This window comes from Coraliomargarita sinensis (assembly GCF_003185655.1).
In the GTDB taxonomy this organism is placed as follows: Bacteria; Verrucomicrobiota; Verrucomicrobiia; order Opitutales; family Coraliomargaritaceae; genus Coraliomargarita_B; species Coraliomargarita_B sinensis.
The window spans coordinates 314,855-341,509 of sequence record NZ_QHJQ01000001.1 but is presented as its reverse complement, the minus strand read 5'-3'; the positions used below and the strand labels follow the sequence as shown (position 1 = coordinate 341,509).

23 protein-coding genes are annotated in these 26,655 nt (G+C 55.2%); 14 read left to right on the top strand and 9 right to left on the bottom strand.

Annotation, left to right across the window (positions count from 1 at the left end):
- Positions 1 to 90 precede the first annotated feature (90 nt).
- The 3 genes from DDZ13_RS01515 to DDZ13_RS01505 are packed head-to-tail and all read left to right on the top strand — an operon-like array spanning position 91 to position 1,551.
- Complete coding sequence (locus DDZ13_RS01515) at positions 91 to 900, top strand: dienelactone hydrolase family protein (RefSeq protein ID WP_110129658.1); 810 nt, start codon at positions 91 to 93, stop codon at positions 898 to 900.
- Between the two features lie 39 nt (positions 901 to 939).
- Entirely contained in the window at positions 940 to 1,161 is a 222-nt protein-coding gene (locus DDZ13_RS01510; RefSeq protein WP_110129657.1) for an AbrB/MazE/SpoVT family DNA-binding domain-containing protein, read from the top strand.
- Between the two features lie 45 nt (positions 1,162 to 1,206).
- The gene (locus tag DDZ13_RS01505) at positions 1,207 to 1,551 is read left to right on the top strand and encodes a type II toxin-antitoxin system death-on-curing family toxin (protein WP_146209196.1); all 345 of its coding nucleotides are present in this window, start codon (positions 1,207 to 1,209) and stop codon (positions 1,549 to 1,551) included.
- Positions 1,552 to 1,731: 180 nt separating this feature from the next.
- Here DDZ13_RS01505 and DDZ13_RS01500 read toward each other — a convergent pair whose 3' ends face one another.
- The 3 genes from DDZ13_RS01500 to gcvPB all read right to left on the bottom strand — a co-directional run bounded on the left by DDZ13_RS01500 (position 1,732) and on the right by gcvPB (position 6,868).
- Positions 1,732 to 3,210, bottom strand: coding sequence for a DUF4139 domain-containing protein (locus tag DDZ13_RS01500; protein ID WP_158279733.1), 1,479 nt, complete (start codon positions 3,208 to 3,210; stop codon positions 1,732 to 1,734).
- A 71-nt stretch (positions 3,211 to 3,281) separates the two neighbouring features.
- Positions 3,282 to 3,902: a hypothetical protein gene (locus tag DDZ13_RS01495; protein ID WP_110129654.1), complete on the bottom strand. Its 621-nt coding sequence runs from the start codon at positions 3,900 to 3,902 to the stop codon at positions 3,282 to 3,284.
- Positions 3,903 to 3,910: 8 nt separating this feature from the next.
- Complete coding sequence (gcvPB, locus tag DDZ13_RS01490) at positions 3,911 to 6,868, bottom strand: aminomethyl-transferring glycine dehydrogenase subunit GcvPB (protein ID WP_110129653.1); 2,958 nt, start codon at positions 6,866 to 6,868, stop codon at positions 3,911 to 3,913.
- Between the two features lie 133 nt (positions 6,869 to 7,001).
- Here gcvPB and gcvT point away from each other — a divergent pair, with 133 nt between their 5' ends.
- Positions 7,002 to 8,093 carry a glycine cleavage system aminomethyltransferase GcvT gene (gene gcvT / locus DDZ13_RS01485; RefSeq protein WP_110129652.1) on the top strand — a complete coding sequence of 364 codons (1,092 nt, stop codon included), beginning with the start codon at positions 7,002 to 7,004 and terminating at the stop codon, positions 8,091 to 8,093.
- A 5-nt stretch (positions 8,094 to 8,098) separates the two neighbouring features.
- On the opposite strand, the gene DDZ13_RS01480 is transcribed toward gcvT, so the two are convergent.
- The 5 genes from DDZ13_RS01480 to DDZ13_RS01460 form a co-directional block, all read right to left on the bottom strand.
- Positions 8,099 to 9,208: a S1C family serine protease gene (locus DDZ13_RS01480; protein WP_110129651.1), complete on the bottom strand. Its 1,110-nt coding sequence runs from the start codon at positions 9,206 to 9,208 to the stop codon at positions 8,099 to 8,101.
- A gap of 9 nt (positions 9,209 to 9,217) precedes the next feature.
- Positions 9,218 to 9,757 (bottom strand): hypothetical protein, encoded by a 540-nt coding sequence (locus DDZ13_RS01475; RefSeq protein WP_110129650.1) that lies wholly within the window; start codon positions 9,755 to 9,757, stop codon positions 9,218 to 9,220.
- A gap of 38 nt (positions 9,758 to 9,795) precedes the next feature.
- Positions 9,796 to 10,428: a sigma-70 family RNA polymerase sigma factor gene (locus DDZ13_RS01470; RefSeq protein WP_110129649.1), complete on the bottom strand. Its 633-nt coding sequence runs from the start codon at positions 10,426 to 10,428 to the stop codon at positions 9,796 to 9,798.
- Between the two features lie 89 nt (positions 10,429 to 10,517).
- Positions 10,518 to 11,951 carry a glycosyltransferase gene (locus DDZ13_RS01465; RefSeq protein WP_110129648.1) on the bottom strand — a complete coding sequence of 478 codons (1,434 nt, stop codon included), beginning with the start codon at positions 11,949 to 11,951 and terminating at the stop codon, positions 10,518 to 10,520.
- A gap of 154 nt (positions 11,952 to 12,105) precedes the next feature.
- On the bottom strand, positions 12,106 to 12,798 hold the full coding sequence (locus tag DDZ13_RS01460; protein ID WP_110129647.1) for a glycosyltransferase family 2 protein: 693 nt from the start codon (positions 12,796 to 12,798) through the stop codon (positions 12,106 to 12,108).
- Positions 12,799 to 12,907: 109 nt separating this feature from the next.
- Here DDZ13_RS01460 and DDZ13_RS01455 point away from each other — a divergent pair, with 109 nt between their 5' ends.
- From DDZ13_RS01455 to DDZ13_RS01410, 10 genes are all read left to right on the top strand, one after another.
- The gene (locus tag DDZ13_RS01455; RefSeq protein WP_110129646.1) at positions 12,908 to 13,855 is read left to right on the top strand and encodes a glycosyltransferase family 2 protein; all 948 of its coding nucleotides are present in this window, start codon (positions 12,908 to 12,910) and stop codon (positions 13,853 to 13,855) included.
- Between the two features lie 122 nt (positions 13,856 to 13,977).
- Positions 13,978 to 15,009 carry a DUF354 domain-containing protein gene (locus DDZ13_RS01450; protein ID WP_110129645.1) on the top strand — a complete coding sequence of 344 codons (1,032 nt, stop codon included), beginning with the start codon at positions 13,978 to 13,980 and terminating at the stop codon, positions 15,007 to 15,009.
- A gap of 4 nt (positions 15,010 to 15,013) precedes the next feature.
- Positions 15,014 to 16,426: a BFO_1060 family glycosyltransferase gene (locus DDZ13_RS01445; protein WP_110129644.1), complete on the top strand. Its 1,413-nt coding sequence runs from the start codon at positions 15,014 to 15,016 to the stop codon at positions 16,424 to 16,426.
- Between the two features lie 2 nt (positions 16,427 to 16,428).
- On the top strand, positions 16,429 to 17,442 hold the full coding sequence (gene pseB, locus DDZ13_RS01440) for a UDP-N-acetylglucosamine 4,6-dehydratase (inverting) (RefSeq protein ID WP_110129643.1): 1,014 nt from the start codon (positions 16,429 to 16,431) through the stop codon (positions 17,440 to 17,442).
- Positions 17,439 to 18,935, top strand: coding sequence for a lipopolysaccharide biosynthesis protein (locus DDZ13_RS01435; RefSeq protein WP_110129642.1), 1,497 nt, complete (start codon positions 17,439 to 17,441; stop codon positions 18,933 to 18,935). The genes pseB and DDZ13_RS01435 overlap by 4 nt, the downstream gene beginning before the upstream one ends.
- Positions 18,928 to 20,136 (top strand): UDP-4-amino-4,6-dideoxy-N-acetyl-beta-L-altrosamine transaminase, encoded by a 1,209-nt coding sequence (gene pseC, locus DDZ13_RS01430; RefSeq protein WP_110129641.1) that lies wholly within the window; start codon positions 18,928 to 18,930, stop codon positions 20,134 to 20,136. Before DDZ13_RS01435 ends, pseC begins: the two co-directional genes overlap by 8 nt.
- Positions 20,133 to 20,834 carry a pseudaminic acid cytidylyltransferase gene (pseF, locus tag DDZ13_RS01425; RefSeq protein WP_110129640.1) on the top strand — a complete coding sequence of 234 codons (702 nt, stop codon included), beginning with the start codon at positions 20,133 to 20,135 and terminating at the stop codon, positions 20,832 to 20,834. The genes pseC and pseF overlap by 4 nt, the downstream gene beginning before the upstream one ends.
- Positions 20,831 to 22,519 carry a UDP-2,4-diacetamido-2,4,6-trideoxy-beta-L-altropyranose hydrolase gene (gene pseG / locus DDZ13_RS01420; RefSeq protein WP_110129639.1) on the top strand — a complete coding sequence of 563 codons (1,689 nt, stop codon included), beginning with the start codon at positions 20,831 to 20,833 and terminating at the stop codon, positions 22,517 to 22,519. Before pseF ends, pseG begins: the two co-directional genes overlap by 4 nt.
- Before the next feature lie 47 nt (positions 22,520 to 22,566).
- Positions 22,567 to 23,625, top strand: a complete 1,059-nt coding sequence (pseI, locus tag DDZ13_RS01415) for a pseudaminic acid synthase (protein ID WP_110129638.1) — start codon at positions 22,567 to 22,569, stop codon at positions 23,623 to 23,625.
- A gap of 82 nt (positions 23,626 to 23,707) precedes the next feature.
- Positions 23,708 to 24,967, top strand: coding sequence for a hypothetical protein (locus DDZ13_RS01410; RefSeq protein ID WP_158279732.1), 1,260 nt, complete (start codon positions 23,708 to 23,710; stop codon positions 24,965 to 24,967).
- A gap of 18 nt (positions 24,968 to 24,985) precedes the next feature.
- Here the strand turns inward: DDZ13_RS01410 and DDZ13_RS01405 are convergent, their stop codons facing one another.
- On the bottom strand, positions 24,986 to 26,614 hold the full coding sequence (locus DDZ13_RS01405) for a glycosyltransferase family 39 protein (RefSeq protein WP_110129636.1): 1,629 nt from the start codon (positions 26,612 to 26,614) through the stop codon (positions 24,986 to 24,988).
- Between the last annotated feature and the right edge of the window lie 41 nt (positions 26,615 to 26,655).

Genomic DNA, 26,655 nt, shown 5'->3' with positions numbered 1-26,655 from the left:
ATCGATTAATGCTAATTCGGAACCCTAGTGACCCTACTCCATGTAGCGGCTCATTTGACTTTTGAAGCACTCCCCTCTTTGTAAAGAGGTATGAAGCGAACTGTTCTCTACCCAATCTTTGCGATTCTCTTTTGCACCGTCGCCCAGGCCAAACTGGTGCACGAGCAGGTGACCTACGAATTAGACGGCACGAAATTCCGGGGCCATCTCATCTACAATCAGGACGCTGCCATGGGGCGACAAAACCTGCCCGGCATTTTCATGGTGCCCAATTGGATGGGGCCGGACAAAGCTTCCACTCTTGAGAAGGCAAAACAACTCGCCGGAGAGACGTTTGCCGTCTTCGTGGCCGACATGTACGGTGTCGATGTGCGCCCAACCAGTGCCAAGGAGGCCGGAGTAGCCGCGGGATTCGTCCGCTCGGACCGTGAACTGATGCGCGCCCGCGCACAAGAGGCACTCGATTCTTTTAAGGCACTCGCCAGCGAGCACCCGATTGATACGAGCAAACTACTCGGAGCCGGCTTCTGTTTCGGCGGCGGTACGCTTCTTGAATACGCCCGCACCGGATCAGAAGACCTTGACGGTATCGTCTCGTTTCACGGCGATCTGGCTTCGCCCACTTTGCAAAGTGATGCTCAAAAGGTAAACATTCCGCTGCTCGTGCTTCACGGTGCCGATGACCCTTACGTACCACAGGAAGACGTGCAGGCATTCATCAAAGCGATGCGCAAGGGCGGAGTCGACGACTGGACGCTCGTGCAGTTCAGCAACACTGTGCATTCCTTCACCGACCCGACCGCACAATCCGATGGCGCCCACTATCAGCCACGCACCGCCAAGCGCGCTTTTGCGATGATGGAGGACCTTGCCAACGAGGTTTTAGAGTTGGAGAACTAATTTTTTGCCCCCGCCGAGCGTGATACATAGTATTACATTATGGTCAAGAAGTTGGCTAAGGTTGGAAACTCTCGCGGCATCATCTTCGATGCGGCTTTGATTGAGCAGGCCCACCTAAAAGAAGGCGATGAACTTAACATGACTGTGCACGATGGTGGCACGATCACACTCACCCCGATTCGTCGGTCGATTGACACTGCCCGTGAGTCAGCCAAGCGCATCATCAGTAAAAATGAGAAGCTTTTTAAACGTCTTTCCTGATGAAACAGTGTGCGCATCCGAGTTTGGACGCCATTCTTGTTATCCATGAAGAAGTGCTCGCTGCGCACGGCGGCTCGAGTGGCATTAGGGAAAAGCTTACTGGAGTCAGCTATCGCTGCTCCGCAGGCGACTATGTCCGGTCATGCCATTTTTGAGGACGGTGTCGAAATTGCAGTCGCTTATCTCTATTATCTATGCCAAAACCATCCCTTCGTTGATGGTAGTAAACGCGTCGCGCTGGCAACTTGCTTGATTTTCCTTTCTGAAAACGGGCTGCTTGAAAGGGAAACTCTCGACTCTGATAAATTCGAGAAATTCACCCTCGATGTGGCTAAAAGTCAGCTAAATCGGGAAGAAACGACAGTCAGACTAAGGAAATTACTAAACTAATTCTTCGTTTAAATGATAGTAGCTTCTTACTTTTTCCGGTAAGATCAGATTTTTCGCAACTCGAACACCCCGCTTTGACAAGCGAGGCTAGTAGCCTTGACGGAGTTTTTACGGAGATGGCGCAGCAAACTCTGTTTCGTGGTTTTCGCATTACCGGATGATGTCCGGCATTGGTATTCGTTACCAAGTATACTCCACCGTATAGCTGACGGTTCTGGTTCCATCCGGATCCACAGTGACGGCAAACTCGATGGTCTGGGCATCTTTCTTTTCAAACTTCTGGCTCGGGTTTTGGATCTCCCAGTTCGACCAGCGGAAGAGGTTCTCGACCACCTGTACGGTAACTTCCCCTTCACTGCGGTTGCGGATCTCAATTTCGTATGTCTCCCGGATCAGATCACGACTGGGATGCTTATAAAAATCGGTCCGGGTACGTTCGCCTACAAGGTCGAATGCATTCCCCAGATAGACACGGATGGTCTCGTTCTTGGGCGTGTGGTCGATGGTATTCTCGCCGGTAAACTCCAGTTGACCATCGCTGTCCATACGATAGAAACGGGTTTTTCCTGCCGGCAAGGCCACGCCGAGTCCGTTTTCCTCGCTGTTCTTGAACTCCCGGTAAATGGCCACGTCCGGCTGTGAATTCGTCCCGTAGTTCGGGTTGGTGTTGCGCCCGCCATGAAAGCGCCCGCTGAAGCCGTCGTACACGTAGAGTTTCTTGGTCTGCACTTTTTCCGCACGTACAAATTCGACCTGCTTGGTCTCTCGGTCACGCAGAGTGGTGGCGAGGGGAAGCGAATACATGTGAAACTCGTCGAACTTCTTGGTCTCGACCTCGGGAGCAGCCAGGGCATCACTCGCCATCGCTCTGGCGTATACCATTTGGCTCTGCGGTGGCTGAGCTTTCTCTTTGTTTACGTCGCCGGCGATCAGCTTGATCTTGGCTTCCTCGAAGGAGGTTCCGGTATTGTTTTCAATCGAGACCCATCCGGTCAGGGAGACCACATCGCCCTCTTCCGGAAGCACCAGGTTGTAGTCGGACTTCCAGGACATCCCATCGGTGAGATAGCTGAGCTGAGCTTCCAACTTGGCGGCCTTCGACGAGAAGAGTTTCCAACTGAGTGTGGGCTCGAGAATGGAATCGTCACCAAGACTGGGGAAAAGCGGTTCGCCCGGAAGCCGGGTCAAAAGCTGTCCGTCCACCTCGATGATCGGCTCGAGATTTTTCTGGTATTGGCCGCCTCGCGGGTTTTTCGCCATCACCAGTTTCGGGGCGCGGATGACGCGACCTTTGACGACGACTTCCTCGTCGCCCACCGTTTTGTAAAAATCGATGGTCTGTCCCTCAAACATCTGCAGAAGGCGCGTCTGATCGACGGGGTCGCCCCGGTAGCTTTGCTCGACGATGCTTAGATCAATCTTACCGGAAGGGTCACGCAGAACCACCGACTCGGGCTCAAGCTGAGAGGTCACACCGCTATAGCTGGCCTCGCTGACCCCGGCACTGAGATCGAGTGGCACCCTATCGCGCACCACCCCGAAGTTCTCGTTGTAGACGGTGATGGCAGGACCGGTCGCTTCGGTGGCGTCCTTTGGCTCGGCTTGCATGCAGCCGGCAAACAGCACTGCGGCCGCGGGGAGTAGGGATAAGTGTTTCATTTTCATCATGAGTAATAGACGTGTGGATGAATGTTTTTATTAGAAAAAATTCCAATTATGTGGGAGATACCTTAGGGCGCATCCAGCGCATCGGCCAAACGGAGCAAGAGTTGCAAAACCGCCTCAAACCGTTCGCGACAGGCATCGCTGGCAATCAAACCCAATTCGGCATACGCCATGACGCCGGATCCGATGTAAATGCTCCCTTTCCCTTTCTTCAGGACAGAGATAATGTCAGACTGAAGATCGCCTTCAAGAAGACGACCCAGTACGCCGCCGTCGTTGGTCCGGGCATCCACCGCATGGTCGAAACTTTCGTTGCCACTTTTCCAGCGTTCCATCCCGCGGCTGTCGCGTTGGCGAAAGCTTCCCAGCAAGCCCGCTCCGGTGAACTGGGCGGCAAACTTGTTGTCGGTGATTTCCAACTTCAGGACCGTCTCGATCTGCCGGGTGTTTTGCAGACCTTTACCGGGAACGGAGATCGAAATCTCACGCTCTTTAATTTTACCATAGACGGAAGGCTCGGGGCGGATGAAGCCAGCCATGACCGGCTCGGGCTGATTCAATTCAAGCCCATAACTATCTGCGAGCGCAACATATTGCTTGGCTATCTTCTCCGCCGAGTTTTTCAGCACCAGCCAGTAAAGTGCTCCTATCCCAACAACAAGAGCGACGAAGTATGCAACCACCATACCCTAAGCTAAGCTGCCGGCTTGGAAGCTTCAACAATCTTCTCATAGATCGCGTCAACCGACATCTTGGCCAGCTCACGGGTGGAAATACGAGGCAAATTGATCTCGGGTAGTTCGTCCAGAGACTCGGAGAGACAAACATCGCGGTTGGCCTCGACCTCCTCCACCCGGTCAATGGGGGTAAAATGCGGCGCCGAGAGCAACGCTTGCGGGTGCTCCGTGATCAGCCGGCGAATGGCCTTAACCGCATCCGCAAAACGATCGAGTTCCGCCTTGGTGTAACTCTCCGTCGGCTCAATCATCAGACCCAGCGGCTCGGGCCAGGCCACCGTCGGCGCGTGAAAGCCAAAGTCGAGAAAGAGCTTTCCGATCCGCATCGCGGAATCCGCTTTGCGCAGTCCGACAGACTCGAGCTGCGCGTAGTCCTCGTCGTGCAACGTAATGATAAACTCGTGCATGCGCGGCTCGCTATCGGCACCCTTGGGTAGTAGGGCATACTCTTTGTCCAAAAGGTTCTGCGTGTAACGCGCGCTGAGCACGGCCACGGCGGCCATCCGTCGCACACCTTCACGTCCGAGCCGGAGCAAATAAGTGTAGCAGCGCACCTTGTGGGCAAAGTTACCCCAGTGCCGGTGGAAGGACCCGATCGATTTTTCCGGTTTCACCGGCCGATACATCTCGCCGTCCTTCTCGATTTGATAACCGGGCAGATACGGCAAGAGCCGTTCACTGACGGCAACCATGGCATCGCCCGGGCCACCGCCACCATGAGGAATCGTCCAGGTCTTGTGCAAATTATTATGAACCGCATCGACGCCGAGCGCGCCCAGGTCGACCCAGCCTGCGATGGCATTCATGTTGGCACCATCCATATAAACCAGCCCGCCGATGGCGTGAATCTTCTCGGCAATCTGCTTGAACGAGGTTTCGAAAATTCCGGAGGTATTGGGATTCGTGATCATGATGCCCGAGATTCGATCCCCGTATTCCTCAATGCGGCGGTCTAAATCTTCATTGAGAACACGTCCGGCCACATCCGCCTCCAGATAAACAATCTTACCCAGCTTACCCGCGAAACCCGCCATGGTGGCGGTGGCGAAATTGGTGCCGTGCGCCGAGCGGGGAATGAGCATCACGTCACGTTTCTCGCCGCGATCACGATGGTAGGCCTGAAAAAGCTTCAGCCCAACCAGTTCCCCCTGCGCCCCGGCCAGCGGCTGCGTCGTGACACCGGGCAGCCCGGTAATCTTTTTGAACCATTCCTGGATTTCGTGAAGCAGATAGAGGCAACCCTGCGCATCTTCAATCGGTGCCTGCGGATGCACATCGGTGAAGCCAGGCAGCCCCGCCGCCCAGTCATTGATCTTGGGGTTGTATTTCATGGTGCAGGAGCCCAGCGGATAACACCCGTCGTCCGGGCTGACATTCAACTTGCCCAGCTCCTGGTAGTAACGAACGACCTCATCCGCATGATAGCTCGGGAGCTGTGGCGGCGTAGCCCGTGCAAGGTCAGCGTTTGGAGCCTTGAGCTTGCCAGCTTCATCGGATGCCTCACCAAATAAATCCTTAAAGACCTCGATCAAGGGAGCCAGGTCTTGTTCACGATTGCTGAAGGAGAGTTTCAACAGATGGCGTTCCCCGGAAATACGGTCCGAAACATCCGCCCCGGCCAAAATTCCGGCCGAGTGGGCCGCTTTCAGTACCTCTGGAGTCGCCTTCGACAACTCCAGTGTCACTTCGTGGTAACTTATGGAGTCCGGGAAAGCGAGCTTTACGCCTTGGAAGCGGGTCAAGGCATCGACCGCTTGGCTGAGCTGGGACTTCATCCCGCTGAGAATCTGCTCCAGACCGGGATCGCCCCGTTCCAGTAGGGCAGCACCAACCAGTGTAGCAATAAAAGCCTGATTGGAGCAAATGTTGGAAGTAGCCTTGTCTTTCCGGATGTGCTGCTCACGGGTGGACAGCACCCCGACGCGGCATTCACGACCCGAGCAGTCGCGGGCCCGCCCGATGAAGCGCCCCGGCGCGGCACGCACGCCATTGCGGTCTTTTTGCGAGAAACGAACACCGAAGAGCCCAAGGCCGGGACCGCCAAAATTCGGCGCCAGAGCGAGGTGATGGGCTTCACCAACAATAATATCGACACCTTCCTCACCGAACTCGGAGGGCGGCTTAAGCCCGCCGGGGCCAAGCAAAAGCGGGTCAATGACCGCAATCGACTTGATCCCTGCGTCAGCAGCACGACGGGTCAATGCATCCACATCTTCAACCAGCCCGAATGTGTTGACATGCGGAAAGACGAGCGCCGCCAGTTGGTCCCCCACCTCGTCGATGGCAACTTCCAAGGCCTGCGCATCAATCAGGCCGGTGCTTTGATCGGCCGCGACTTTGACCAAACGAACATCCATACCTTCGACCAAAGTCTCCAGCACCTCGATGTCGCCCGGATAGAGCGTTTCCGGGATGAGGGCGGTATTCTTGCCCCGGCTCATGCGGATCGCCGCGCAGATGCCCTCGAAAATTGAGGTCGAGCGGTCGTAGAGCGACGCATTGACCGCTTCAAAACCGGTCAACCGTGCCATGGAACATTGATAAATCCAGTGGGCCAGCAGCGTACCCTGGCTAAGCTCGGGTTGGTAGGGCGTATAGGCCGTGGTCAAATTCCGGATATTGCAAATTTGTGCGACCACCGGCGAAGGGGAGATGTCGAGCAGACCATCACCGAGAAAACTCAGTCCCGTGCGGTTTTTGTGGGAGATTCTCTCCAGTTCCTCGCTCAGTTGCTCATAAGGGAGCTCTTCGGGCAGGTCCGGCAACTCCTGAAAGCGCACCGCTGCGGGGATATGCCCAAAAAGGGCATCCAAATCGGGCTTGCCCACGGCATTGAGCATAGCGGTGATGTCCTGCTCGCTTGCCGGAATGTAGTGGCGGGCCTGTTCGCGAAAGTCTGTTGTGGAAGGTTCCATAATGTGTTTACGAGTAAAAAGCTGCGGTCTGCACTTGTCCCGCCTGCAATTTGTACAATTGTCAGGCAAGCAATCGGTTCAACCTTAGCAAGTAATCTTCGAATTAATTTAAGCGACTAACCCATACGATAAGATGTCGGAAATACAAGAGATCCCCCTACGAGAGTTCCACGCCAAGCATGGTGCCCGCTTCGTCAACTTCGGCGGCTGGAATATGCCGGTACAGTATACCAGTATCCTGGAGGAACATCAGGCCGTCCGCAAGGCCGCTGGCCTCTTTGATGTCAGCCACATGGGTGAGTTCTTCGTTAGAGGGACCGATGCCGGCGCGTATCTGGACCGGTTGGTCGTGAACCGTATCGCCAAGGCTCCGGTAGGCAAAGCCATCTACTCGCCCATGTGCACCGAGGATGGCAATGTGGTCGACGACCTGATCGTTTACTGCATCAGCGCCACCGAATTTCTGATCTGCGTCAACGCCGGCAACATCGAGAAGGATCTGGCCTGGTTCCGTGATAAGGCGGCCGCCTGGCAGCTCGAGCTGACGGTCGAGGATCAGTCTGAGCAGTTTGCCTTACTGGCTCTGCAGGGGCCTGTGGCGGAGGAAATTCTTGTGGCAGCGGGACTCGATGCCGCCGCGGAGCTACAACGCTTTTACCATCAATCCCTAGCTTGGGACAACGCCGAGCTGCGCATCTGCCGAACCGGATACACCGGTGAGGATGGATTTGAAATCTACGTCCATCCGAATGATGCCGAGAAGCTGGCGCAGCGCATCATGGAGGCCGGGGCCGAAAAAGGTCTGAAGCTTTGCGGACTTGGGGCGCGCGACAGTTTACGCCTGGAAGCAGGCCTGCCACTCTACGGACATGAGATTTCGAACGAAATTTCCCCGCTGGAAGCGGGACTGGGCTGGACAGTGAAATTCAAGAAGCCCGACTTCGTCGGTAAAGCGGCCCTCGCCCAACAAAAAGAGTCGGGGCTCAAGCAGCGTGTCATCCACTTTAAGTTGGAAGGTCGCCGTATCGCCCGTGAGGGCACGGATGTGGTCAGCGAGAACGGCGAGCGCGTTGGTCGGGTCCTCTCGGGCACACTTTCGCCCATGACATCCACGCCCATCGGCAGTGCTCTCGTTGCTACAGAAGCACTTGACGCGGCACTCTACGTAGACCTGCGGGGGAACAAACAGACGCTACTGACCGCCAAGCCACCTCTGCACAAGTAGTTTGGCTACTGAGCAACTGCCTGTTCCGGGGTTGTGGCCCCTTCGCCGGTCTGACTTTCTGCCTCTAGATCAGTCTCGCCTGGGTCGTTTGGCTTCTCGCTCTCTTCAGACGGGGCTATTTCCGGGACATCTTCCGGTCGGGGCAATGTCTTAACCGAAACTTCCTGAATCTGTTTATCCCGCTCAAATTTGATCGAGGTATATTGATTCGCCCGAGTGAAGAAAATTGCCCCACGCACATCGGTCACTTCCTGAATCTCACGTCCACCGATGGCGAGCAGTCGATCTCCCTCCCGTAAACCCGCTTTGGCCGCTGGTGCATCCGGGTGTACCTTGGAAAGAATAACCTCATTGGAATCCAAATCATTCAGCTCCGCTTTCACTTCAAAGCCCAACCAGCTGTGAATGATCTTACCTGAGAAAATCAGATCGTCGCGCACACGCACCAGCGCATCTACGGGCAGGCAGTAGGACCCACCTACGTCAGGAATCGAAGCAACCGACATGCCGATAAACCGTCCGTTGATATCCAAAATGGGGCACCCGCCTTGCCCTGCATCGACCGGGATTGTCGTGCGAATATACTCGGTCGGGAATATTTGACGGGCCAGTTTTTTATCAATTCCTGTGAAGATCCCCATTGAGGGAGAGGGGCTGAAGTCCAGAGGACAGGCAATCGCAACCGCAATCGCTCCGAGCTTGGGGTGACCCACACTCGTATCCAGATTGATAATAGAAAATTCTTCCGGGGGAGTCAGGACCCGCAGTACGGAAATATTGGTGAGTCGGTCATGCCCGATCGGTTCGGTGGCATAAGACTTGCCTTCGTATTCGACCCATACCCGGTTGGCTCCGGCAGCACGACTGGCACTGACCAGCACATGCCCCTCCTTACTGATAAAAAAGCCCGTGCCGACGCGCAGCATGATCTTGGCCTTACCATCGACCACCTCGGGCTGAGCATAGGCCGCTTTAACTCTGACAATCGCACCTTTGTTCTGCTCAAACACCTCGATCAGGCGTTGTTGCAGAGCCAAAGCGTTGGGAAGCTCTGCGCTGAGAAATTGCGCAGCGAAGCAACCTAGCGTGACGATCCAAGCAAAGCGTGATAGCATTTGTAATGCTTAATACACGAGGCTCGCGACGCCTGTCGAGGTAAAGCCGGAAAGCGACATGTCTGCGGAATACGCATCGCTTTCGTAACTGGCCACCTCGATGCGATCCAGGCCGAAGTCCTGAGTAACCACATCCGAGTCGTGGGCAGATGCAGCGGAGAGCACTTCGATTTTGTAGTCGGCCTCGGCCATAAGTTCCGTGTTGAGATCATCTTCCGAAGCTTCCGGCGCCACGGACTGCTCGATGCTGGCAGTCGCCATCGTCGCTTCGCCCTGCTCGCCGGATGCGACAAATGCGGGGCGGATGGCCATCAGCGCAAGAATTGCCGCCGCGGCCCCGATTGCCGTGGTTTGCGCAAACTTGCCGGAGATTCCGCGCAAGAGCTGTACGGGCCAAGGGTCCTTCTTCACCAAGGTCTGCATCATCCGCTGATGCAACTCACTGTCGAATTCTTTCCAGAATTCCTGGTCGGGCTGCTCTGCTTTTTTAAAGCGAAGCAGCTCTTCCAAGCTGACTTTGTTACCGCTGTCTTTGGTAGAATTTGCCATGTAGTATTGGGTTATCCGGGGAAGTCGTAAAAGGTTATCTACGTAAGGTAGTCTTGTAGGTAGGATTGTAATTGCTGTTTGGCGTAATGAAGGCGGGAGCGCACCGTGCCAGGAGATGTCTGGGTAATTTCAGCAATCTCGGCATGTTCCAGCCCCTCAATTTCATGTAAAACAACAACAGTGCGATGTTTAGGAGACAATTTTTGCAAGGCGTCGTTCAATTTTTCCTGTAATTCGCTGACCAGAGCTCCTTTTTCGGAACGGTTTGAGGCCGTCAGGCGTTCCACGATTTCCGAGCTGGAAGCCTCCTCATTGATATTCTCGTAGCTAATGTAGCGACGTCGGTTACGCTTTTTGAGGAAGGTCATCGTGGTGTTGACCCCAATACGGTAGATCCAGGTAAAGAACGACGACTTCCCCCGAAACCGGCCAATCGCCTGAAAGGCCTTGATAAATGTTTCCTGAGTCAGATCCGAAGCATCCTCTCGATTGCTGGTCATGTTGTAGATGACCGAAAAAATTTGCTCCCGATACTTTTGTACGAGCTGATCAAAAGCACCGACATTCCCGGCCTGCACCTTTTGGACCACCGCCCAGTCCAAATCACGATCCGTCACAGGCGCGTCCTGTGCCGGGAAGATTGATTCGGTCACTGAGCCCGAGGTAGACATGGTATAAGAATCAATCAGATTTCGCCCTAAAAGCAAAGCCTAATGATCAAAGCCTCAGCGAGGGTCCACCATCCTTCTTGGAAACGACATTACTTCCCCTTCGTGACAGAGAAAAATTTGACTTTGCGCATACCAAACCACGTCATTTGAAGAAGAATAAAGCCGTGCCGGAAGCGCGAAATATTGGTATCACCATACTGACGGTCACGATAACGCACCAGCACATCGCGGATACGTAAATCCAGCATCGAGCTGCCAAAAAGCAGATTAAAATCACCGAACGGATCAAAATCACCCAACACTTCGATTCGCGCCAGCAGCCTTTCGTAATCCGAGCGGAGCATCATCTTCGTGCCGCATAAACTATCCTTGAGATTCTGCCCCAGCACGAAGCTCAGGGACATGGCAAAGAATTTGTTTCCCAGCAGATTGAGAAAGCGCATGGCCTCGGACTCCATGGGGTAGACCAACCGGCAACCATTGGCAAATTCACAATGCCCTTCCTTGATTGCCTCGAAAAATTTCGGCAGGTCTTCCGGGGGTGCCGTCAAATCTCCGTCCTGGATCACGAGCACATCGCCCTCAGCCACCTCGAATCCGGCATGCACCGCGTCCCACTTCCCTTTGCCCGGTTGTTGCAGGTATTTAATCTTATGTGGCCCGTTGTACGCTTCGGCTTCGCGCTGGATCACCTCCCATGTATCGTCCGCGCTGTTCCCTTCCACGAAGATGACCTCAGTTTGCTTCCCGAGCACCGGGATGCGCTCCAAAGCCGCTCGGATGTTCCCCGACTCGTTTCGGGCCGGCACCACCACCGAGCAGGAGACGTCTCCCTGGAGTTCCGGTTTGGCAATAGGGCGGCTCACCACCACCTCCGACATACCAAAGTGGCGGAAGAGAGGAAGGCGCGCCAAAAAGTTATTGAAGATGGCACTGAAGATCGGAAGCCGGAAGGGCAGGATCTGCTCAGTCGACTGTTCCACCACCTCAAAGGAATTCAGCTCCAGGATATTACATAAGTCCACGCTGCTGATCCAGTTGCAATCCTTCGGCTGTTTGGTGACCAGCCCGCAGAGCTTGCCGAGTTCGAGCAGCGGTTTCCAGGCGTGGTTTAACGAGAGCACGTAAATACGGGTCCTCGGGTGGCACGCCGTTCTCAGGTTGGCCACGCACTGATGAATGTCCTGAAGATAGCCCGGCAAATAGTCCAGGATGATGACGTCGAATTTCTCGTCCACCTCCATCTCGTGAAGGTCCCCTTCCCGAAATTCCAGATTCTTGTCGGGATGAGCCGCCTTGGCACGCTCGACCATCTTAGGGCTAAGATCAATCCCCAGCCCCCGTGAGGGCTTGAGCGCTGCCAGCAGATCACCGGGCCCACAGCCCCACTCCAGCACCCGCATGCCCTCCTGAATGTGAAAGCGTAGAAACTCCCGGGTCTGGGCCCGAAAGCCACGTTGCCATTGGCGCGGTCTCGTATCGTTCTCCGCGACCCAGTTGAAATGCGTTTTTAGATTATCCATCCTAGCAGTCATCAAGTCCAACGCCAAGAACACCCTAAAACAATCTCGAAAACGCAGCATGTGCAGATAATCGGGATGCCGGTATTGCTGGAACACTTTATCGTCACGACTCCATCCGGCCGGCAAAAAGGTTCAACCCAACTCAGCTGCCGAATCACCGCATGAAGGCGTATTTCATGATCACATAGAAAGCCCGAACGCCATCCTTCCAGCCGATCTTCTTCCCCTCTTCGTAGGTTCGGCCGTAGTACGAGATCCCCACTTCATAGATACGCACGCCCAGCTTGGCCACTTTTGCCGTCAATTCGGGCTCAACCCCGAAGCGATTCTCTTTCACCTCGATCCGATCGAGGACCTCCTTACGAAACACTTTGTAACAACATTCCATGTCAGTGAGGTTCAAGTTCGTCGTCATGTTACTCAATAACGTCAGCAATTTGTTCCCCAGCATGTGCCAGAAAAACACGACCCGGTGAGCTCCGCTTCCCACAAAACGTGAGCCGAAGACGACGTCCGCCTGATCCTTCAGGATCGGCCGAATCAAAGCAGGTAATTCTGCTGGGTCGTACTCCAGATCTGCGTCCTGAATGGCCACAATCTCACCGGTCGCTTCCGCAAAGCCGGTGCGGAGCGCCGCCCCTTTTCCACGGTTCACCTCGTGAAAACACTTCTTGAAAATCGGCTCGGAGAACTCGGACTCGAGCAACTTTCGAGTCCCGTCGGTCGAGCAATCGTCCACCAGAATTATCTCCTTAACCGGCATCCCCTCGACCGCACGTACGCGGTTGACGATTTCGTGCAGCGTCTCACGTTCGTTGAAGACCGGTATGACAATAGACACTTGCATGTCAGGAAAAAATGCCAGCCTGCACCGGAGCGCAATATTTATAGTCACTGCGGAGGGAAAGTCTGCTTGCCTCGAAGCCACCCAAGGCCAAGCTCCATAGCACTTTCCTATGTCTGCCGAAGCGAAACTCTCCATCGTCATACCTTTGTGCAACGAGGCGGAAACATTGGTCCCGCTTTATGAAAAAATTTCGACGACTGCGGACGCAAACGACATTGACGCATTTGAAGTCATTTTCGTCGACGACGGCAGCACCGATACTTCCTGGGAAGTCCTGGAGTCTCTAAAATCAGAGCACCCCGAAAGGATTAAGGCGCTTCGCTTCCGCCGTAATCTGGGCAAAGCTGCTGCTCTTTCGGCCGGCTTCGAGGTCACCCGGGGAGAAATTGTCATCACTATGGATGCCGATCTTCAGGATGAGCCTGCGGAAATCCCGCGTTTTCTGGAAAAACTGGGCGAAGGTTACGATTGTGTCTCCGGTTGGAAACAACTCCGCAGGGACCCGCTGGGCAAAACATTGCCTTCGCGGGTGTTCAATGCCGCGACCCGGGTCGCTTCCGGCGTCAAAATCCACGACTTCAATTGCGGCTTCAAGGCCTACCGCGCCGAAGCAATCCACAGCATTGAGCTTTATGGCGAATTGCACCGCTACATCCCCGTGCTCCTCGCGGCCGAAGGATTCACGACCACGGAAATTCCGGTAGAGCACCACCGGCGCACGCACGGCGTCTCCAAATACGGCTGGAAACGACTGATTAAAGGAGGCCTCGATTTGATTACGGTGGTTGTCCTGACCCGCTACCTGAAACGACCGGGACATTTTTTCGGCGGTTTCGGCCTGCTCAGCGGACTGATTGGTTTCGCCATCCTCGCGTGGCTCACTGCCGACAAAATCATTTTCGGCAGCAGCATCGGGCAACGCCCGCTTTTGCAGCTGGGCATTCTGCTGGTCATCCTCGGCGTCCAACTGGTTTCCACCGGCCTGATCGGTGAACTTCTCAATTTCAACAGTAAATCCAAAGGCTCAAACGCGCCGCATGTCATTGAGGAACTCTGATTCCGGAAGCCCGCTAATTTGTCGTCTATAATTTTCTGCTTTAATCGACTCATGAGGATAATAGGTAGCGCAGTTCTATCCCGTCCACCTGTCGTCGTTTAGTCTCCAAGATCCGAACGAGAATGCGCATACTGATTGAAACCCATCATCCCTCGGACATCCACTTCTGGAAGTATGTCGTTCGTCAGCTGATGGCTCAAGGGCATACGGTGAAGTTACTGAGCCGCGACCGGGATGTGATGAAACAGCTGTTGACCGCTTACGATTGGATTCCATCAGAGATCATTACCTCAATGTCGGGCAATAATAAGATTCCGCTTTTGGAAATGCTTGGCCGGCAGTTCAAAGTCGCCTCGGCCATCCGGAAATTCAACCCCGATGTCGTGGTCAGCCTCTTTGGCAGTTATACCCAATCCGCCAAACTGCTGGGGAAACGCAATTTGATCTTCACCGACAGTGAGTTTCAGCACTTCAACCACAGGATCGCGCATCCCTTCGCCGATCTCGTCTATACGCCCGAATGTTTCTGGAAAGACCTCGGAAAAAAACACCGGCGCTACCGGGGCTACCACGAACTCGCGTTCCTTCATCCCAAATATTTTACCCCCCGCCCGGAAGTCCTCGAGAAACTGGGCGTAGCTGAGGGGGGCTATTTGATGCTCCGCCTTTCCGCCTGGAACACACTGCACGATATCGGACAAAGCGGATTGGGAGACTTAGCCTATAAATTTGTAGAGGAGTGGAAAGATCGCTACCGGATATTCATCGTGCCCGAAGAAGGGAAATGCGACCCACGCTTACGGGATTATATTTTCAAACTTCCGCCGGACTGGTTTCACGACGCGCTCTACTACGCGAGACTTGTCCTGACCGAGGGCGCTTCCACCGCAAGCGAGGCGGCCTGCATGGGCGTGCCGACCGTTTATGTCAACTCGACGGAACACCGGGGCTATCTCGATGAACTGGAAACGAAGTTTGGTCTTGCGCACTGCTATGCCGAAGGAGCCCCCGGCATCGAAAAAGCAAGAACACTCCTGAACGAAGAGGCGACCCTGCAGCGCAAGCGACTGGAAGAAGCCCGCGAGAAAATGCTCACCCACAACGAAGACGTCACTGAGTTCGCGGTGAAGGCCATCACCGGGCAGACCGCCTGACAGCATGACGGATCGTCCACGACAACTCCTATACTTCACCAACAACGATTCGGGCCGCGACGTCGAAATCACGCTGCCCGTGCTTCACTTCGCGGAACGTTTTCTCAATTGTGAAGTGCGGGCAACCCTCACCACCAACATCCATGAAATCCACCGCCTGCGGCCGGATTGCGTCGTGGTCGCCAACACCATCGGCGCACTCCTTCATTTTCACATTTCCAGGGAGGCCCACAAATTGGGCATCCCCGTTTTCGCGCTGATCTCCGAAGGCAACTTCAAGACCGATGGCAGCTTTGATTATTGGGGCTACAATACGGACAAGATCTTCTATCAGAGCTACCTTTGCTGCTGGTCGCGAAGGACGCGCGATTTCCTGCGCGAGGAATTACCGCAGATGAAGGATCGTATTGTCCTGACCGGCGGCACGGGCTTCGACCGCTACCGCATCTACCAGTTCGAAAGCCGTCGCCCCTTCCTCTCAAGGCACGGGGTAGACCCCGCGAAATTCGACCGGATAATCGGCTACGCGGGTTGGGGATTCGGTAAGCTCGCCCACCCACGTGGACGGAGCGAACTCCTCAATTACTTCAAAGGCGACGCCGCCATGCTCGATTGGGCGGAGACCCAAAGACTGGCGGTGGAGGACATACTCCGCCGGTCGATTGAAGCCCATCCTGACACCCTCTTTATCCTGAAAAAACACCCCACCGAGACAGTTGCCGCCGAACCCGGCGCTGAAGATAACGAAATGGCGGCGCTTAAGGATTACCCCAATGTCCTCTATCTATTGGACGAGCAACTACACGACCTGATCAACATCGTCGACCTCTGGTGGGTCTACGAATCGACGACGGCACTGGAAGCAGACATGATGGGAAAACAAACCCTCTTCATCGTACCGGATCCGGATTTCCCACGCGTCACCCTTTTTGAAGGGTTCCCGCAGGCGGAAAGCTTTGAAGAGGTGGATGCAATGAGCGAAACCTTCTTCACCTCCGGAAATCTGCCCGGATACCGAGCGGAGGAGCGCATCCAACGCCGCAGGGAAATTGTCCGCGAAACCATCGGCTACGACGATGGCTGCAACCACATACGGGCCGCGTATTACCTGAAAAGGACTCTTGAGCAACCGCCCCGGGGCAGGAGGGCACGCTTATCCCTCTACTACTTTTTCGTTTATTGGACTCTGAGGGCCTTGGTTCCGCTTTACCGCCCTAATTTATTTGCAAAGATTCCCTGGTTGAGACGCAAACTCTGGGTCTTTGACAAGTACCCTCTGCGCGGGCTACCCGAACTAAAAGCCAGATATGAAGCTTATCTGGACAAATTTTACGAGGATGCGAACATTGCCGAACGCTTTAAACAAGGAACGCTTTTTGACGACCTTCTCGACTCACCCCCATCGGAGAAAACATAGAAATGGATCTTAACGGAAAATCGATACTCGTCACCGGGGGCACCGGTTCTTTTGGCCAACATTTTGTACGCACGATCCTTGAGCGGTGGCCGAAAGTTCGTCGGTTGGTGATTTTTTCCCGCGACGAACAGAAGCAGTTCCAGATGGCGCAAGGCTTTCCTGCCGAAAAGTATCCGGCGCTGCGTTATTTCATCGGGGACGTGCGTGACGCGGACCGCTTGCACCGGGCCTTTCAGAACGTTGACTACGTGGTTCACGCGGCCGCCATGAAGCACGTTCATATCGCGGAATACAACCCGGTCGAGTGTATCAAGACCAACGTCTACGGAGCGCAGAATGTGATCACCGCCGCCCTGGACACGAATGTGACACGTGTCGTCGCTCTCTCCACTGACAAGGCTTCAGCCCCCATCAACCTCTACGGGGCGACGAAGCTGTGTTCGGACAAGCTCTTCATCGCGGCCAATAACTTCAAAGGAGACAAAGACATCCGCTTCTCTATTGTCCGGTACGGCAATGTGATGGGCTCGAATGGATCCGTTATCCCCTTTTTCCTAAAGCAACGAAGTTCCGGCGAGCTTACGATCACGGAGCCGAATATGACCCGCTTCAATATCACTCTCAGTGATGGCGTGGAGATGGTGCTCCGCGCCTTGTCCGACGCGAAGGGTGGCGAGATCTTCGTCCCAAAAATTCCGTCCTATCGCATCATGGATCTGGCCGAGGCAGTCGGGCCGAACTGCGAGAAGAAAATCGTGGGCATTCGCCCGGGCGAAAAGATCCACGAGGAAATGATCAATCCGGGGGACGCCCCGAATACGGTCGAGCTGGACCAAGGCTATGCAATCCTGCCTTCGGGAGATCAAAGAATGCGTGACGCTTACGTCCGGGAGCACGGGGCACGCCCAGTGGAGAGTGGGTTCGGTTACAGTTCGGGCGACAACAAAGACTTTCTCGATATCGAAACCATCCGCCAGCTGATCCGGCAACACCTCGACCCCGACTTCTCCGTGTGAATCCGACGAATGCTCAAAGCTCCCCTGCCCATCAGGCCAGTTGGGCGACGACTTGGGCATATCTGGGCATCGCCATTGGCGCGGCCAACTTTATCCTTCTTCTGCCACGCCTGCTGGATGTCGATGAAGTTGGCCTCGTCCGGCTGGTCGCCGCGGGATCGCTTATTTTTATAAAGTTCGCTTTCTTCGGGCTCGATACTTCTGCCGTACGCTTTCTCGCCGGGGAAGAGCCAGGAAGCTCCAGGTATCAGAGCCAGTGGCGCTTACTCCTCCTCCTGTGCGTCATCGGACTTTTCGCAGCGATCGGCCCAGCTCTCCTTATCTTGCTGAAACAATGGTCGGCTTCAGGAGTCAAGTCGATCGGACGAAACCTGGCGATTTTCCTGATCCTTGCTCTCTGCATCGGCATGCTCTGGCAACGCTTTGCCGAAAGTATTGCCCAAGTTGCCGGAAAGACCGCCCAGGCCGCCTTTTGGAGAGACCTCGCGCCACGGGTTTCAATTCTCATCGGTGCCATTGGAATTGCCCTCCAGAGATGGGATTTCGCCGGCCTTCTCATTCTTTGGGCGTCGACTTATCTAATCGGCGCAGTCTGGCTCAATCGATCCGTCCAACAAGGCGGGCTTTATGCGCCACCGTTTGGCCCTCTGCCCGGAGCCAGGCAAATCCGCGAAACGCTTCGCTTCGCCAGTTACAGTTTCATGGGCACCGCTGCCGCGACGATGCAAACGACCCTCGATTCCATCATGCTCGCGGCGCTGGTCGGCCTCAATGAGCTGGGCGTCTACACGCCCTTTGCCTATGCCGCCACGCTCATTATGATTCCGATGCGTTCGCTGACGGCAGCCTGTTATGCCCGCTTTCGCCAAGCGGTGGAAACAGCCGATCTTAAAACGGGGCGAACGCTGTATACAGATGTTTCCCTACTCCAGCTCAGTGCCAGCGGCCTGATCTTTGTTCTGCTTGGCATCAATCTTCCGATTCTTGTCTCCCTGCTGGGCGAGGGAGCGTATGCCGCGGGCGCTCCGGTTCTCATCATTCTCGGGATGGGCTTTTGGTTCGAGGCCGCGCTCGGACAACCCTCGCAAGTCATCCTCAGCTCCCCCCATTATCGCCTTCACGGCTTTATCAATACGCTTTCCTTACCCGTCGGCATCCTCTTGAACTTTCTCTTAATTCCCCTGCTCGGGGGTATCGGGGCCGCGCTTGCGACCGCAGCCACGCTTACGCTTGCTGCAGCAGTGAAAGCCTGGCTTGTATGGCGACAGTACCGCATGCACCCATTCTCCACTCCCTATTGGGCCACGCTTGGTCTCTTGCTTTTTATATTCGCCTTGAATACCGTTTTCTCCATCGAGCGAAGCCCATCGTTTTCCAGTTGCGTCTTCCGCTCCGCCATTAGCTGCATTTTTTTGTCAGCCTTCGCATGGAAGCTAGACCTTTTGCCTCATTTCCGACAAACCTTGTCGCGTCTGAATCGAACCAATGCCTGAACCCAACCAGTCCCCGATCCCCTACGGACGGCAATCGATTAGCGAGGAAGATATCACAGCCGTCACCCGGGCGTTGCGCTCCGACTTCCTGACGACGGGTCCGGAAGTGGAGGCTTTCGAACGGGAGTTCGCGCAATTTGTCGGGGCGAAACATGCGGTGGCTGTGGCCAATGCCACCGCCGCACTGCACCTCGCCATGCGGGTCGCGGGTCTCGAGCCCAACGAGCGGGTTGTCACCTCCCCCAATACTTTCGTCGCTTCGGCCAACTGTGCGGCCTTTGTCGGGGCACGGCCGGACTTTGCCGACATCGACCCGACCACTTACAACCTTTGCCCCAAATCACTCGAAGCCAATTGGCAGAAGGATACCCGTGCGGTCATCCCCGTCGCTTACGGTGGCCAAAGCGCCGACATGCCGCGTATCGCCGGAATTGCCCGCAAGCGCGGCGCCGTCGTGATCGAGGACGGGTGCCACGGAACGGGCGGCGGCTTTATCCACGACGGAGAATTCCACCGGATCGGCGGTCACCCCTGGGCCGACATGACGACCTTTTCATTCCATCCCGTGAAGACCATGACCACCGGCGAAGGTGGTATTTTGCTGACCGATAACGACGGCTACGCCGCGATGGCGCGCCGACTGCGCAGCCACGGCATCGAACGCGACGAAGGTCATTTTACAGGCCTGGGCGCTGGCAGTGGCCCTCTGGCCGAGCGCGGACCGTGGAGCTATGAGATGCAGGATCTCGGCTACAACTACCGGATCACCGATTTCCAATGCGCCCTCGGTCGCAGTCAGCTCAAGCGCTTACCCACATTCATCCAACGACGACGCGAGATCGTTGCACGCTACAATGAGGCCTTCAAAGACCTCGACTGGCTTCGCACCCCAGCGGTCTCGGACGAGGCAAACCGGGCCACAATTTCCTGGCACCTCTACACTGTACAGATTGACTTCCCCGCCCTCGGGCTGACGCGAAGCGAGGTGATGCAGCGCCTGCGCGAGGACGGCGTCGGCAGCCAGGTGCTCTACATCCCGGTTTACTTGCAACCATGGTATCGCCGGACTTATGGCTACGGGCCGGGTAAATGCCCGCAGGCAGAGGCTTTTTACGCCAACTGCCTGAGCCTGCCTTTATACCCCGACTTGACCGAAGATGAAATCGGGCGCGTCATCGAATCCGTTTCCAAGCTAAAATGAATCTCGCCATCATACCGGCGCGTGGCGCCAGCAAGCGAATCCCGCGAAAAAACATCCGCAATTTCAGCGGACGTCCTATGATCGCATGGTCGATTGAGGCGGCGCGGGAAGCCGGCTGCTTTGAACGTATTATCGTCTCCACGGACGACCGGGAGATCGCCGAGGTCGCTGAATCATATGGGGCGGAAGTCCCCTTCATCCGACCGGCTGACTTGTCGGACGATCACACCCCGACCATCCCGGTCATCCGCCATGCCATTGATCAGCTGGAGGCAGAAGGCTGTAGACCTGATTATATTTGCTGCCTTTATGCCACCGCACCATTCGTCACAGCCGAACTACTTAGGCAGGGGCTGGCGGACCTGCGCGCGAACCCCGACACCGAATTCGTCTTCTCGGCTACGGAATTTAATTTCCCGATCTGGCGCAGCCTGAAACTGAAACCGAGCGGCACGGCCACCATGAATTGGCCGGAACATGAGATGACCCGATCCCAAGACCTCCCGCCCGCCTATCACGACGCCGGTCAGTTCTACTGGGGCACCCCTGAAGCTTACCAAAAGAACGAAGGCATTTTCTCTGCCAAATGCAGGCTGTGCCTCGTGCCCTCTTATCGTGTGCAGGACATCGACACCGAAGACGACTGGCGCCGGGCTGAGCTTGCCTTCCAAGCCCTCAAAACAAAGGAGACATCATGACCGCAGCATCTCCGAAGAAAACAGTTTTGATCCGCGCCGATGCCGGCGGGCTTCTGGGCTCGGGCCATATCATGCGGATGATCGCCCTCGCGCAGGCGCTGCGGCAGCGTGACATCAAAGCAGTTTTTATCAGTGTACTCTGTCACCCGAGCATGCGCGAGCGCCTGCAAAAAGAAGGCTTCCGACATGTGCTGATCGAAGACGCCGAAGTCGGCGACACCCGCGACGCGCAGCAGACCATCGCACTGGCCAAGGAACTGGGCGGCGAATGGATCGTCCTCGACGGTTACCACTTCGACCTCCCCTACCAAAAGCAAGTGCGGACCCCCGGCTTCAAGGTCGCCGTCATGGAAGACAACGACCACTGCGAAGAGTGGTACGCCGATCTGATCGTCAACCAGAACCTGGGCACAGAAGGCAAGGTTTATCAAAACACCTTAACCGAAGGGAAGGCCCTGACAGGCTGCCACTTCACACTGCTACGCGAAGAATTCCAAGCCTACCCGGAAAGGGAGAAAGCGCCGGCGTGGCCGCCGAAGCGAATCCTCGTCACCATGGGCGGAGTCGACTCCGACGATGCCACAGGTCTAATCTTACGCAGCTTGGAAGTAACCGAACTGACGAATCTTGAGGTGAAGGTGATCGTCGGCGGCGGCAACCCGAACGAGGCAGGATTGCAGAAGGCGGCAGCCAAGTCGAAGCATCGGGTCGAACTACTCGTCAATGTCACTGACATGCCCTCGCTTTACCAATGGGCAGATGCCGCCATCACGGCCGGCGGCAGCACCTGTTACGAATGGATGCGCTACGGCCTGCCGGCCGCTGTCGTGACCATCGCAAACAATCAAGAGCCTATCGTCGAGGCGCTGATTCAAAAAGAAGCCGCCCTCTCTCTGGGCAAGATCGGGCACTTAAACGAAACGGCCGCGGCGAAGCAGCTGCAGGAATGGTTCAAAGAAGCCCCCAGAGCGGCCACCAACCCACTCGTCGATGCTCATGGGGCACGCCGCGTCGCCGCGTATCTGGACACGAAACTTATCATCAGTATCGCCTCCGCCAAAGATTCTTGGATTAACCCATCGATCAAGAAATTCATTCAAACCCTATCAGAGAATGGCCACGAGGTCGTTTGGGTTCACAATGCCAGCGAGGCGCCGCCGTCGGACATACTCTTTCTGCTTTCATATTGGAAAATCGTTTCGGCGGCGGTGCGCGCGAAACATGCGCATACTCTCGTCGTGCATGGAAGCGACCTGCCCAGGGGTCGCGGCTGGTCGCCGGCCACTTGGCAGATTTTGGAGGGCTGCAACCGGATACCGATGTGTTTACTTGAAGCCGCCGACGCCTTCGACACAGGTGACATTTACCTGCGTACGCAAATGAAACTCAGAGGCGACGAACTGATCGACGAAATCCGTGAAGAACAAACCGCCGCGACCTTCAGGCTCTGCGAGATGTTTATTGACCAATATCCTGCGATCACCACCCGGGGCATACCGCAAGAAGGAAGCCCAAGCGAGTATCCGCGTCGCCGTCCCAAAGACAGCGAGCTTGATCCGGAGCAAAGCATTGCGGAGCAGTTCAACCGGCTGCGAGTCGCCGACAACGAGACCTATCCGGCTTTTTTCAAGCACAACGGACACTGCTATACTCTTAAAATAGAACGAATGGAGGCACCGGAATGAATAAAGGCAGCCGCCTCCGTCCGAACGATCGGGCCTCTCAGTGAACTATGAAACCTTTTGCAATCAATGACCGCCTGATCGGCCCGGGGCAGCCCGCGTATATCATCGCGGAGTTATCGGCGAACCACCACCAAAACGTTAATGAAGCGATTCAGCTAATCCGCCTCGCCAAAGAGTCGGGTGCGGATGCAGTAAAAATTCAAACCTACACCGCCGATACGATGACGATCGACTGCGGGAACGAGCATTTCCAAATCGGCGCGGGCACGATTTGGGAAGGCAAGAGCCTCTACGAACTCTATGGCGAGGCCTACACCCCTTGGGAATGGACGCCCCGGCTTATTGAAGCCGCCGAGAAAATCGGCATCACACTCTTCTCGACACCTTTCGACGAAAGCGCGCTCAACTATCTGGAGCTGTTGGAAATGCCCGCACACAAAGTCGCCTCATTCGAATTGGTGGATCTGCCATTAATCGCGAAGATCGCCGCCTGCGGCAAACCGGTTATCCTCTCGACAGGCATGGGCACGCTGGAGGAAATTGAAGATGCGGTACGCACGCTTCGTGAAAACGGCTGCGAGCAATTTGCGCTTCTAAAATGCACGAGCGCCTACCCCGCACCTATGGACGAGGCGAATCTATCGCGTATCCCGGACATGATTAATAGGTTCGGCGTTCCAGTCGGGCTCTCCGACCATACGATGGGCGGGCTCACCCCAGCCATCGCAGTGACACTCGGCGCATGCATCATCGAAAAGCATTTTACCCGATCCAGGAAAGTCCCTGGTCCGGACAGCGCTTTCTCGATGGAACCAGCTGAATTTTCGGAGATGGTGCAACAAGTTCGTGCAGCGGAGGCGGCACTGGGCTCGGCAAACTATGAGCTGACCGCCAAAGAAGAATCCAGCAGGGTTTTTCGGCGTTCTTTGTTTGTCGTTGAAGAGATGAAGGCAGGCGAAGCGTTCACGGAGCGAAACACCCGCGTGATACGCCCCGGGTTCGGCCTGGCACCCAAACATTTGGAAAGCATACTGGACAGTACCGCCGCATCCGATATCAAGCGCGGCACGCCCCTGACCTGGGAACTGGTTCAGAGAGTAACTTAATCGCCGCAAGTAACCGGGTCCCGCCCCGATCGGGGAATATAGTTGCCGCGACTCTTCCTTCATGGTTTCCAGTCACCTTGCGATGGAAAATTTAAAGCGGAACTGGAGACATCTCGTACTCTGCGCACTTACCGTCGCGACGATCTTGCTACTCTTCGGCAATACCGCTCTTTGGCAGACAGCCATTGGCCCCATGCACAATGCCGAGCTGACCGGCTATCCCTTCTCAGACATGGGCGCGCGGCTCTGGATGTCAGAGAAAGCCGCCGGTGGCCACGACATCAACCAAGAGTTCGGCAACAATAAGCCTCTCTACACAGTTACCCTGATGAAGTGGTTGGGCCTGAATTCATCCAATAAGGTTGCATTGGGAATTCTTTTTCTCGGCCTGTATACCCTTTGGAATCTCTTGCTGTTGCGACCACGCCGCACGGTCGAGTTGTTGATCTCGATTGGCGTATTGCTTTCACCGCCGTGCTTGATGCTGATTGAGCGCGGCAACGACGACATCATTATTTATTCTCTCATTTGCGGGGCCCCTTTGTTGTTGCAGCTGAACTCAGGCCTCGGCCGGTTTGGAGCCTGGGCGGTAATTTCCATTCTACTGCCCATGAAGTATTATCCGGCAGCGGCTTATGCAATTCTGTTACACCGGGAGCATTCATTCAAACGGCTGACCGGCTTCGTACTACTCTCTTTTGCGTTCCTGATAGCGTTTTCCTTATTCGCTTGGCAGGAAATGAGTGAAATTCACGACCGCATACCGGTCGCTTCAGTCTTTTGTTCTTTCGGAGGCGGCCTACTTTTCGATGCGGTGTGGATCGATCCCGCAATCGGACAAATCTTCCTCATTTTCGGCTTTGGGGGCCTCTTGTGCGCCGCTTTCTTTGTTCTATTCCGGGCTGAGCCGATCGCAGTAGAGCGCCATTCAACGAAAGGATGCTATTTCCTGCTAGGGAGCTCCGTTCTGACATTTTGCTTTTTCATGAATGGCAATTGGGACTACCGCTTGGCCTTTTTAATTCCAACCCTTCCGCTCATTTTCCGGTGGCTCAACACCGACAATAAAAAGGCCCGCGTGCTGGCGACCATCTATGTTTCGTCGATGCTGTTCACCCTTTGGCCGGAGTACGTGTACTACACCAGCGTCCATGAGGGTTACAGCACTTGGGTCCACAAAGACAATTTGCACGTTGCCTCGATCGTCCTGAAGCACGCCGCTTCCTGGGTGATGATCGGAAGCCAGATGCTGATCGCGGCTTACCTGCTTCAACCGGACCTGCGGTACCTGATTGAAGATTCCCCCTTCTCACCGAAACGGAAAGCCCGTGCGAATACCTGAAGAACTGTCCGCAGTGCCCTACTCTTTATTTGAATCAGGCATTTTGAACACAAAACAAAGCGGGACTCCGTGTCGCTGGACAACATGCAGGATCTCCGCCTCCGGATAGCTCGTATGAAGATTGAAACGCGTCACAGAGACGAAAAAGTCCGCTCCCTCGCGGGGCTCCCACATTTCAAAGCGTTCCGGGTTAAGCGCTTCCTTTAGCATCCAGCGCGTGTAACGTTGATGGACCTTATAGGTCTTGCCACCAACCGCATCCACGTTCTCGACATATTCATTCAGCCATTCCCCCGCTTCTTTGTGGGACAGTCCCCAATAATCCGTTTCATCCCGCATGTAGGCTCCCGGAAGACCGCCTGACGTTTGATTGAAATATACGTATTGGTAGGGGTGCAGCCGTAACATTTCGTAGGCGACAAGACCCAGGGAAAGGAAAGCGGCCGCTTGAATAGCTTGAGGTAGCCATCGAACCGAAGTCGATGCGGTTTGCCGCAAAAGCCATTCCAGACTCAACGCGCCGATCGAGGCCATGGGGGGGAGAACAAATAAGAAGTGGCGCATCCCGTCGTAGAGAACCGGATCTCTAAAGACCATGTAAGCGACAGGAAAGACACCGGCAAATACGATGAAAAACCTCGGCAGCCAAATCTCCGGCTCCGGCAAGCGTCGCCTCCGAATCATGGCATAGAATTTCAGGAAACCTGCGACACTCCCCAGGCCGATGAGTAAGAGCAATGGCTCCGGCAAGGTACGGAACAACCAGTAGGGCACGTAATAAATCGGCAGGTCCTGAGCCTTCCAAAAGTGCCCGTCCATAAGCACCAAACCGCCCCAGCCAAAACTCTGCGCATCTTGAACGGAGCTCTCTAGCGCGAGGAAAGGATTTATATGCAGCTTTGGCCAAAAGACGAATAGGATGGTAAAAGCGATTGCACCGGAAAGCCCTCCAAGAAGTGCCCAGCGGAGCAGATCACGGGGCAGGCTGGAGATCGCCTCCCTACCCTTGCTGTATTTAAAAAGCAGATAGATCCCTACAAACAAAGCAAAATAGGCCAGAATCAAAAGACCGGCGATACGGCAGGACAGGGCGAGCCCCGCAGCTAGCCCAACCCAGACGACTTGACGTACAGTAACGGTAGAAATTTTGCCTAGAACTGAAACCAGAGCCCAACAACCGAATGCATACGTGGCGGCAAAGGGAATATCCTTCGGATTGAAAAACATATGCCCGTAGTAACGCGGCAAACAGGCTAAGAACAGAAGGGCCCAAAAACCTGCTCGCTCGCCGCCGATCCGCGCAGTAAGACGCCAAACCGAGAGAAGCCCCAGCAAGCCGAAACACAGGCTCCACACATGCCCTTTTTGGCTGCGCGTACCCCAATCAGGGAACACCTCGTGAAAAAGCGCGAGCGGGAGATCGAAAAGTGCCGGATAATTGCTACTGGGGGCATCGGAGGCCTCTCCTTTGAAAAGCTCGGAGTAGTATTCCAGATTGGTGTCGCCTCCCTGAAATCGGAAAGTCTCATCCCAGGTCATCCCGTAATCGGAAACAGTCAGCACCGCGATCAAAACAACCGCCAGATACGCCACCAGCGATGCCTTGAACCATTTTGAGGCATGGGGTTTCGAACTCGTCTTTTTCATCAATGGCAAGGGCTCACTTGGTAGGGATTTTCAAAAAAAAG

Excerpts from the sequence above, each read along its gene's own strand:
- DDZ13_RS01495 (WP_110129654.1), bottom strand. The coding sequence starts at position 3,902 with ATGGTGGTTGCATACTTCGTCGCTCTTGTTGTTGGGATAGGAGCACTT.
- gcvT (WP_110129652.1), top strand. The coding sequence starts at position 7,002 with ATGTCGGAAATACAAGAGATCCCCCTACGAGAGTTCCACGCCAAGCAT.
- DDZ13_RS01465 (WP_110129648.1), bottom strand. The coding sequence starts at position 11,951 with ATGGATAATCTAAAAACGCATTTCAACTGGGTCGCGGAGAACGATACG.
- DDZ13_RS01475 (WP_110129650.1), bottom strand. The coding sequence starts at position 9,757 with ATGGCAAATTCTACCAAAGACAGCGGTAACAAAGTCAGCTTGGAAGAG.
- DDZ13_RS01410 (WP_158279732.1), top strand. The coding sequence starts at position 23,708 with ATGGAAAATTTAAAGCGGAACTGGAGACATCTCGTACTCTGCGCACTT.
- DDZ13_RS01460 (WP_110129647.1), bottom strand. The coding sequence starts at position 12,798 with ATGCAAGTGTCTATTGTCATACCGGTCTTCAACGAACGTGAGACGCTG.
- DDZ13_RS01510 (WP_110129657.1), top strand. The coding sequence starts at position 940 with ATGGTCAAGAAGTTGGCTAAGGTTGGAAACTCTCGCGGCATCATCTTC.
- DDZ13_RS01450 (WP_110129645.1), top strand. The coding sequence starts at position 13,978 with ATGCGCATACTGATTGAAACCCATCATCCCTCGGACATCCACTTCTGG.
- DDZ13_RS01500 (WP_158279733.1), bottom strand. The coding sequence starts at position 3,210 with ATGAAACACTTATCCCTACTCCCCGCGGCCGCAGTGCTGTTTGCCGGC.
- DDZ13_RS01455 (WP_110129646.1), top strand. The coding sequence starts at position 12,908 with ATGTCTGCCGAAGCGAAACTCTCCATCGTCATACCTTTGTGCAACGAG.
- pseG (WP_110129639.1), top strand. The coding sequence starts at position 20,831 with ATGACCGCAGCATCTCCGAAGAAAACAGTTTTGATCCGCGCCGATGCC.
- pseC (WP_110129641.1), top strand. The coding sequence starts at position 18,928 with ATGCCTGAACCCAACCAGTCCCCGATCCCCTACGGACGGCAATCGATT.
- DDZ13_RS01405 (WP_110129636.1), bottom strand. The coding sequence starts at position 26,614 with ATGAAAAAGACGAGTTCGAAACCCCATGCCTCAAAATGGTTCAAGGCA.
- DDZ13_RS01515 (WP_110129658.1), top strand. The coding sequence starts at position 91 with ATGAAGCGAACTGTTCTCTACCCAATCTTTGCGATTCTCTTTTGCACC.
- pseB (WP_110129643.1), top strand. The coding sequence starts at position 16,429 with ATGGATCTTAACGGAAAATCGATACTCGTCACCGGGGGCACCGGTTCT.
- DDZ13_RS01445 (WP_110129644.1), top strand. The coding sequence starts at position 15,014 with ATGACGGATCGTCCACGACAACTCCTATACTTCACCAACAACGATTCG.
- pseI (WP_110129638.1), top strand. The coding sequence starts at position 22,567 with ATGAAACCTTTTGCAATCAATGACCGCCTGATCGGCCCGGGGCAGCCC.
- DDZ13_RS01505 (WP_146209196.1), top strand. The coding sequence starts at position 1,207 with ATGAAGAAGTGCTCGCTGCGCACGGCGGCTCGAGTGGCATTAGGGAAA.
- gcvPB (WP_110129653.1), bottom strand. The coding sequence starts at position 6,868 with ATGGAACCTTCCACAACAGACTTTCGCGAACAGGCCCGCCACTACATT.
- DDZ13_RS01470 (WP_110129649.1), bottom strand. The coding sequence starts at position 10,428 with ATGTCTACCTCGGGCTCAGTGACCGAATCAATCTTCCCGGCACAGGAC.
- DDZ13_RS01480 (WP_110129651.1), bottom strand. The coding sequence starts at position 9,208 with ATGCTATCACGCTTTGCTTGGATCGTCACGCTAGGTTGCTTCGCTGCG.
- pseF (WP_110129640.1), top strand. The coding sequence starts at position 20,133 with ATGAATCTCGCCATCATACCGGCGCGTGGCGCCAGCAAGCGAATCCCG.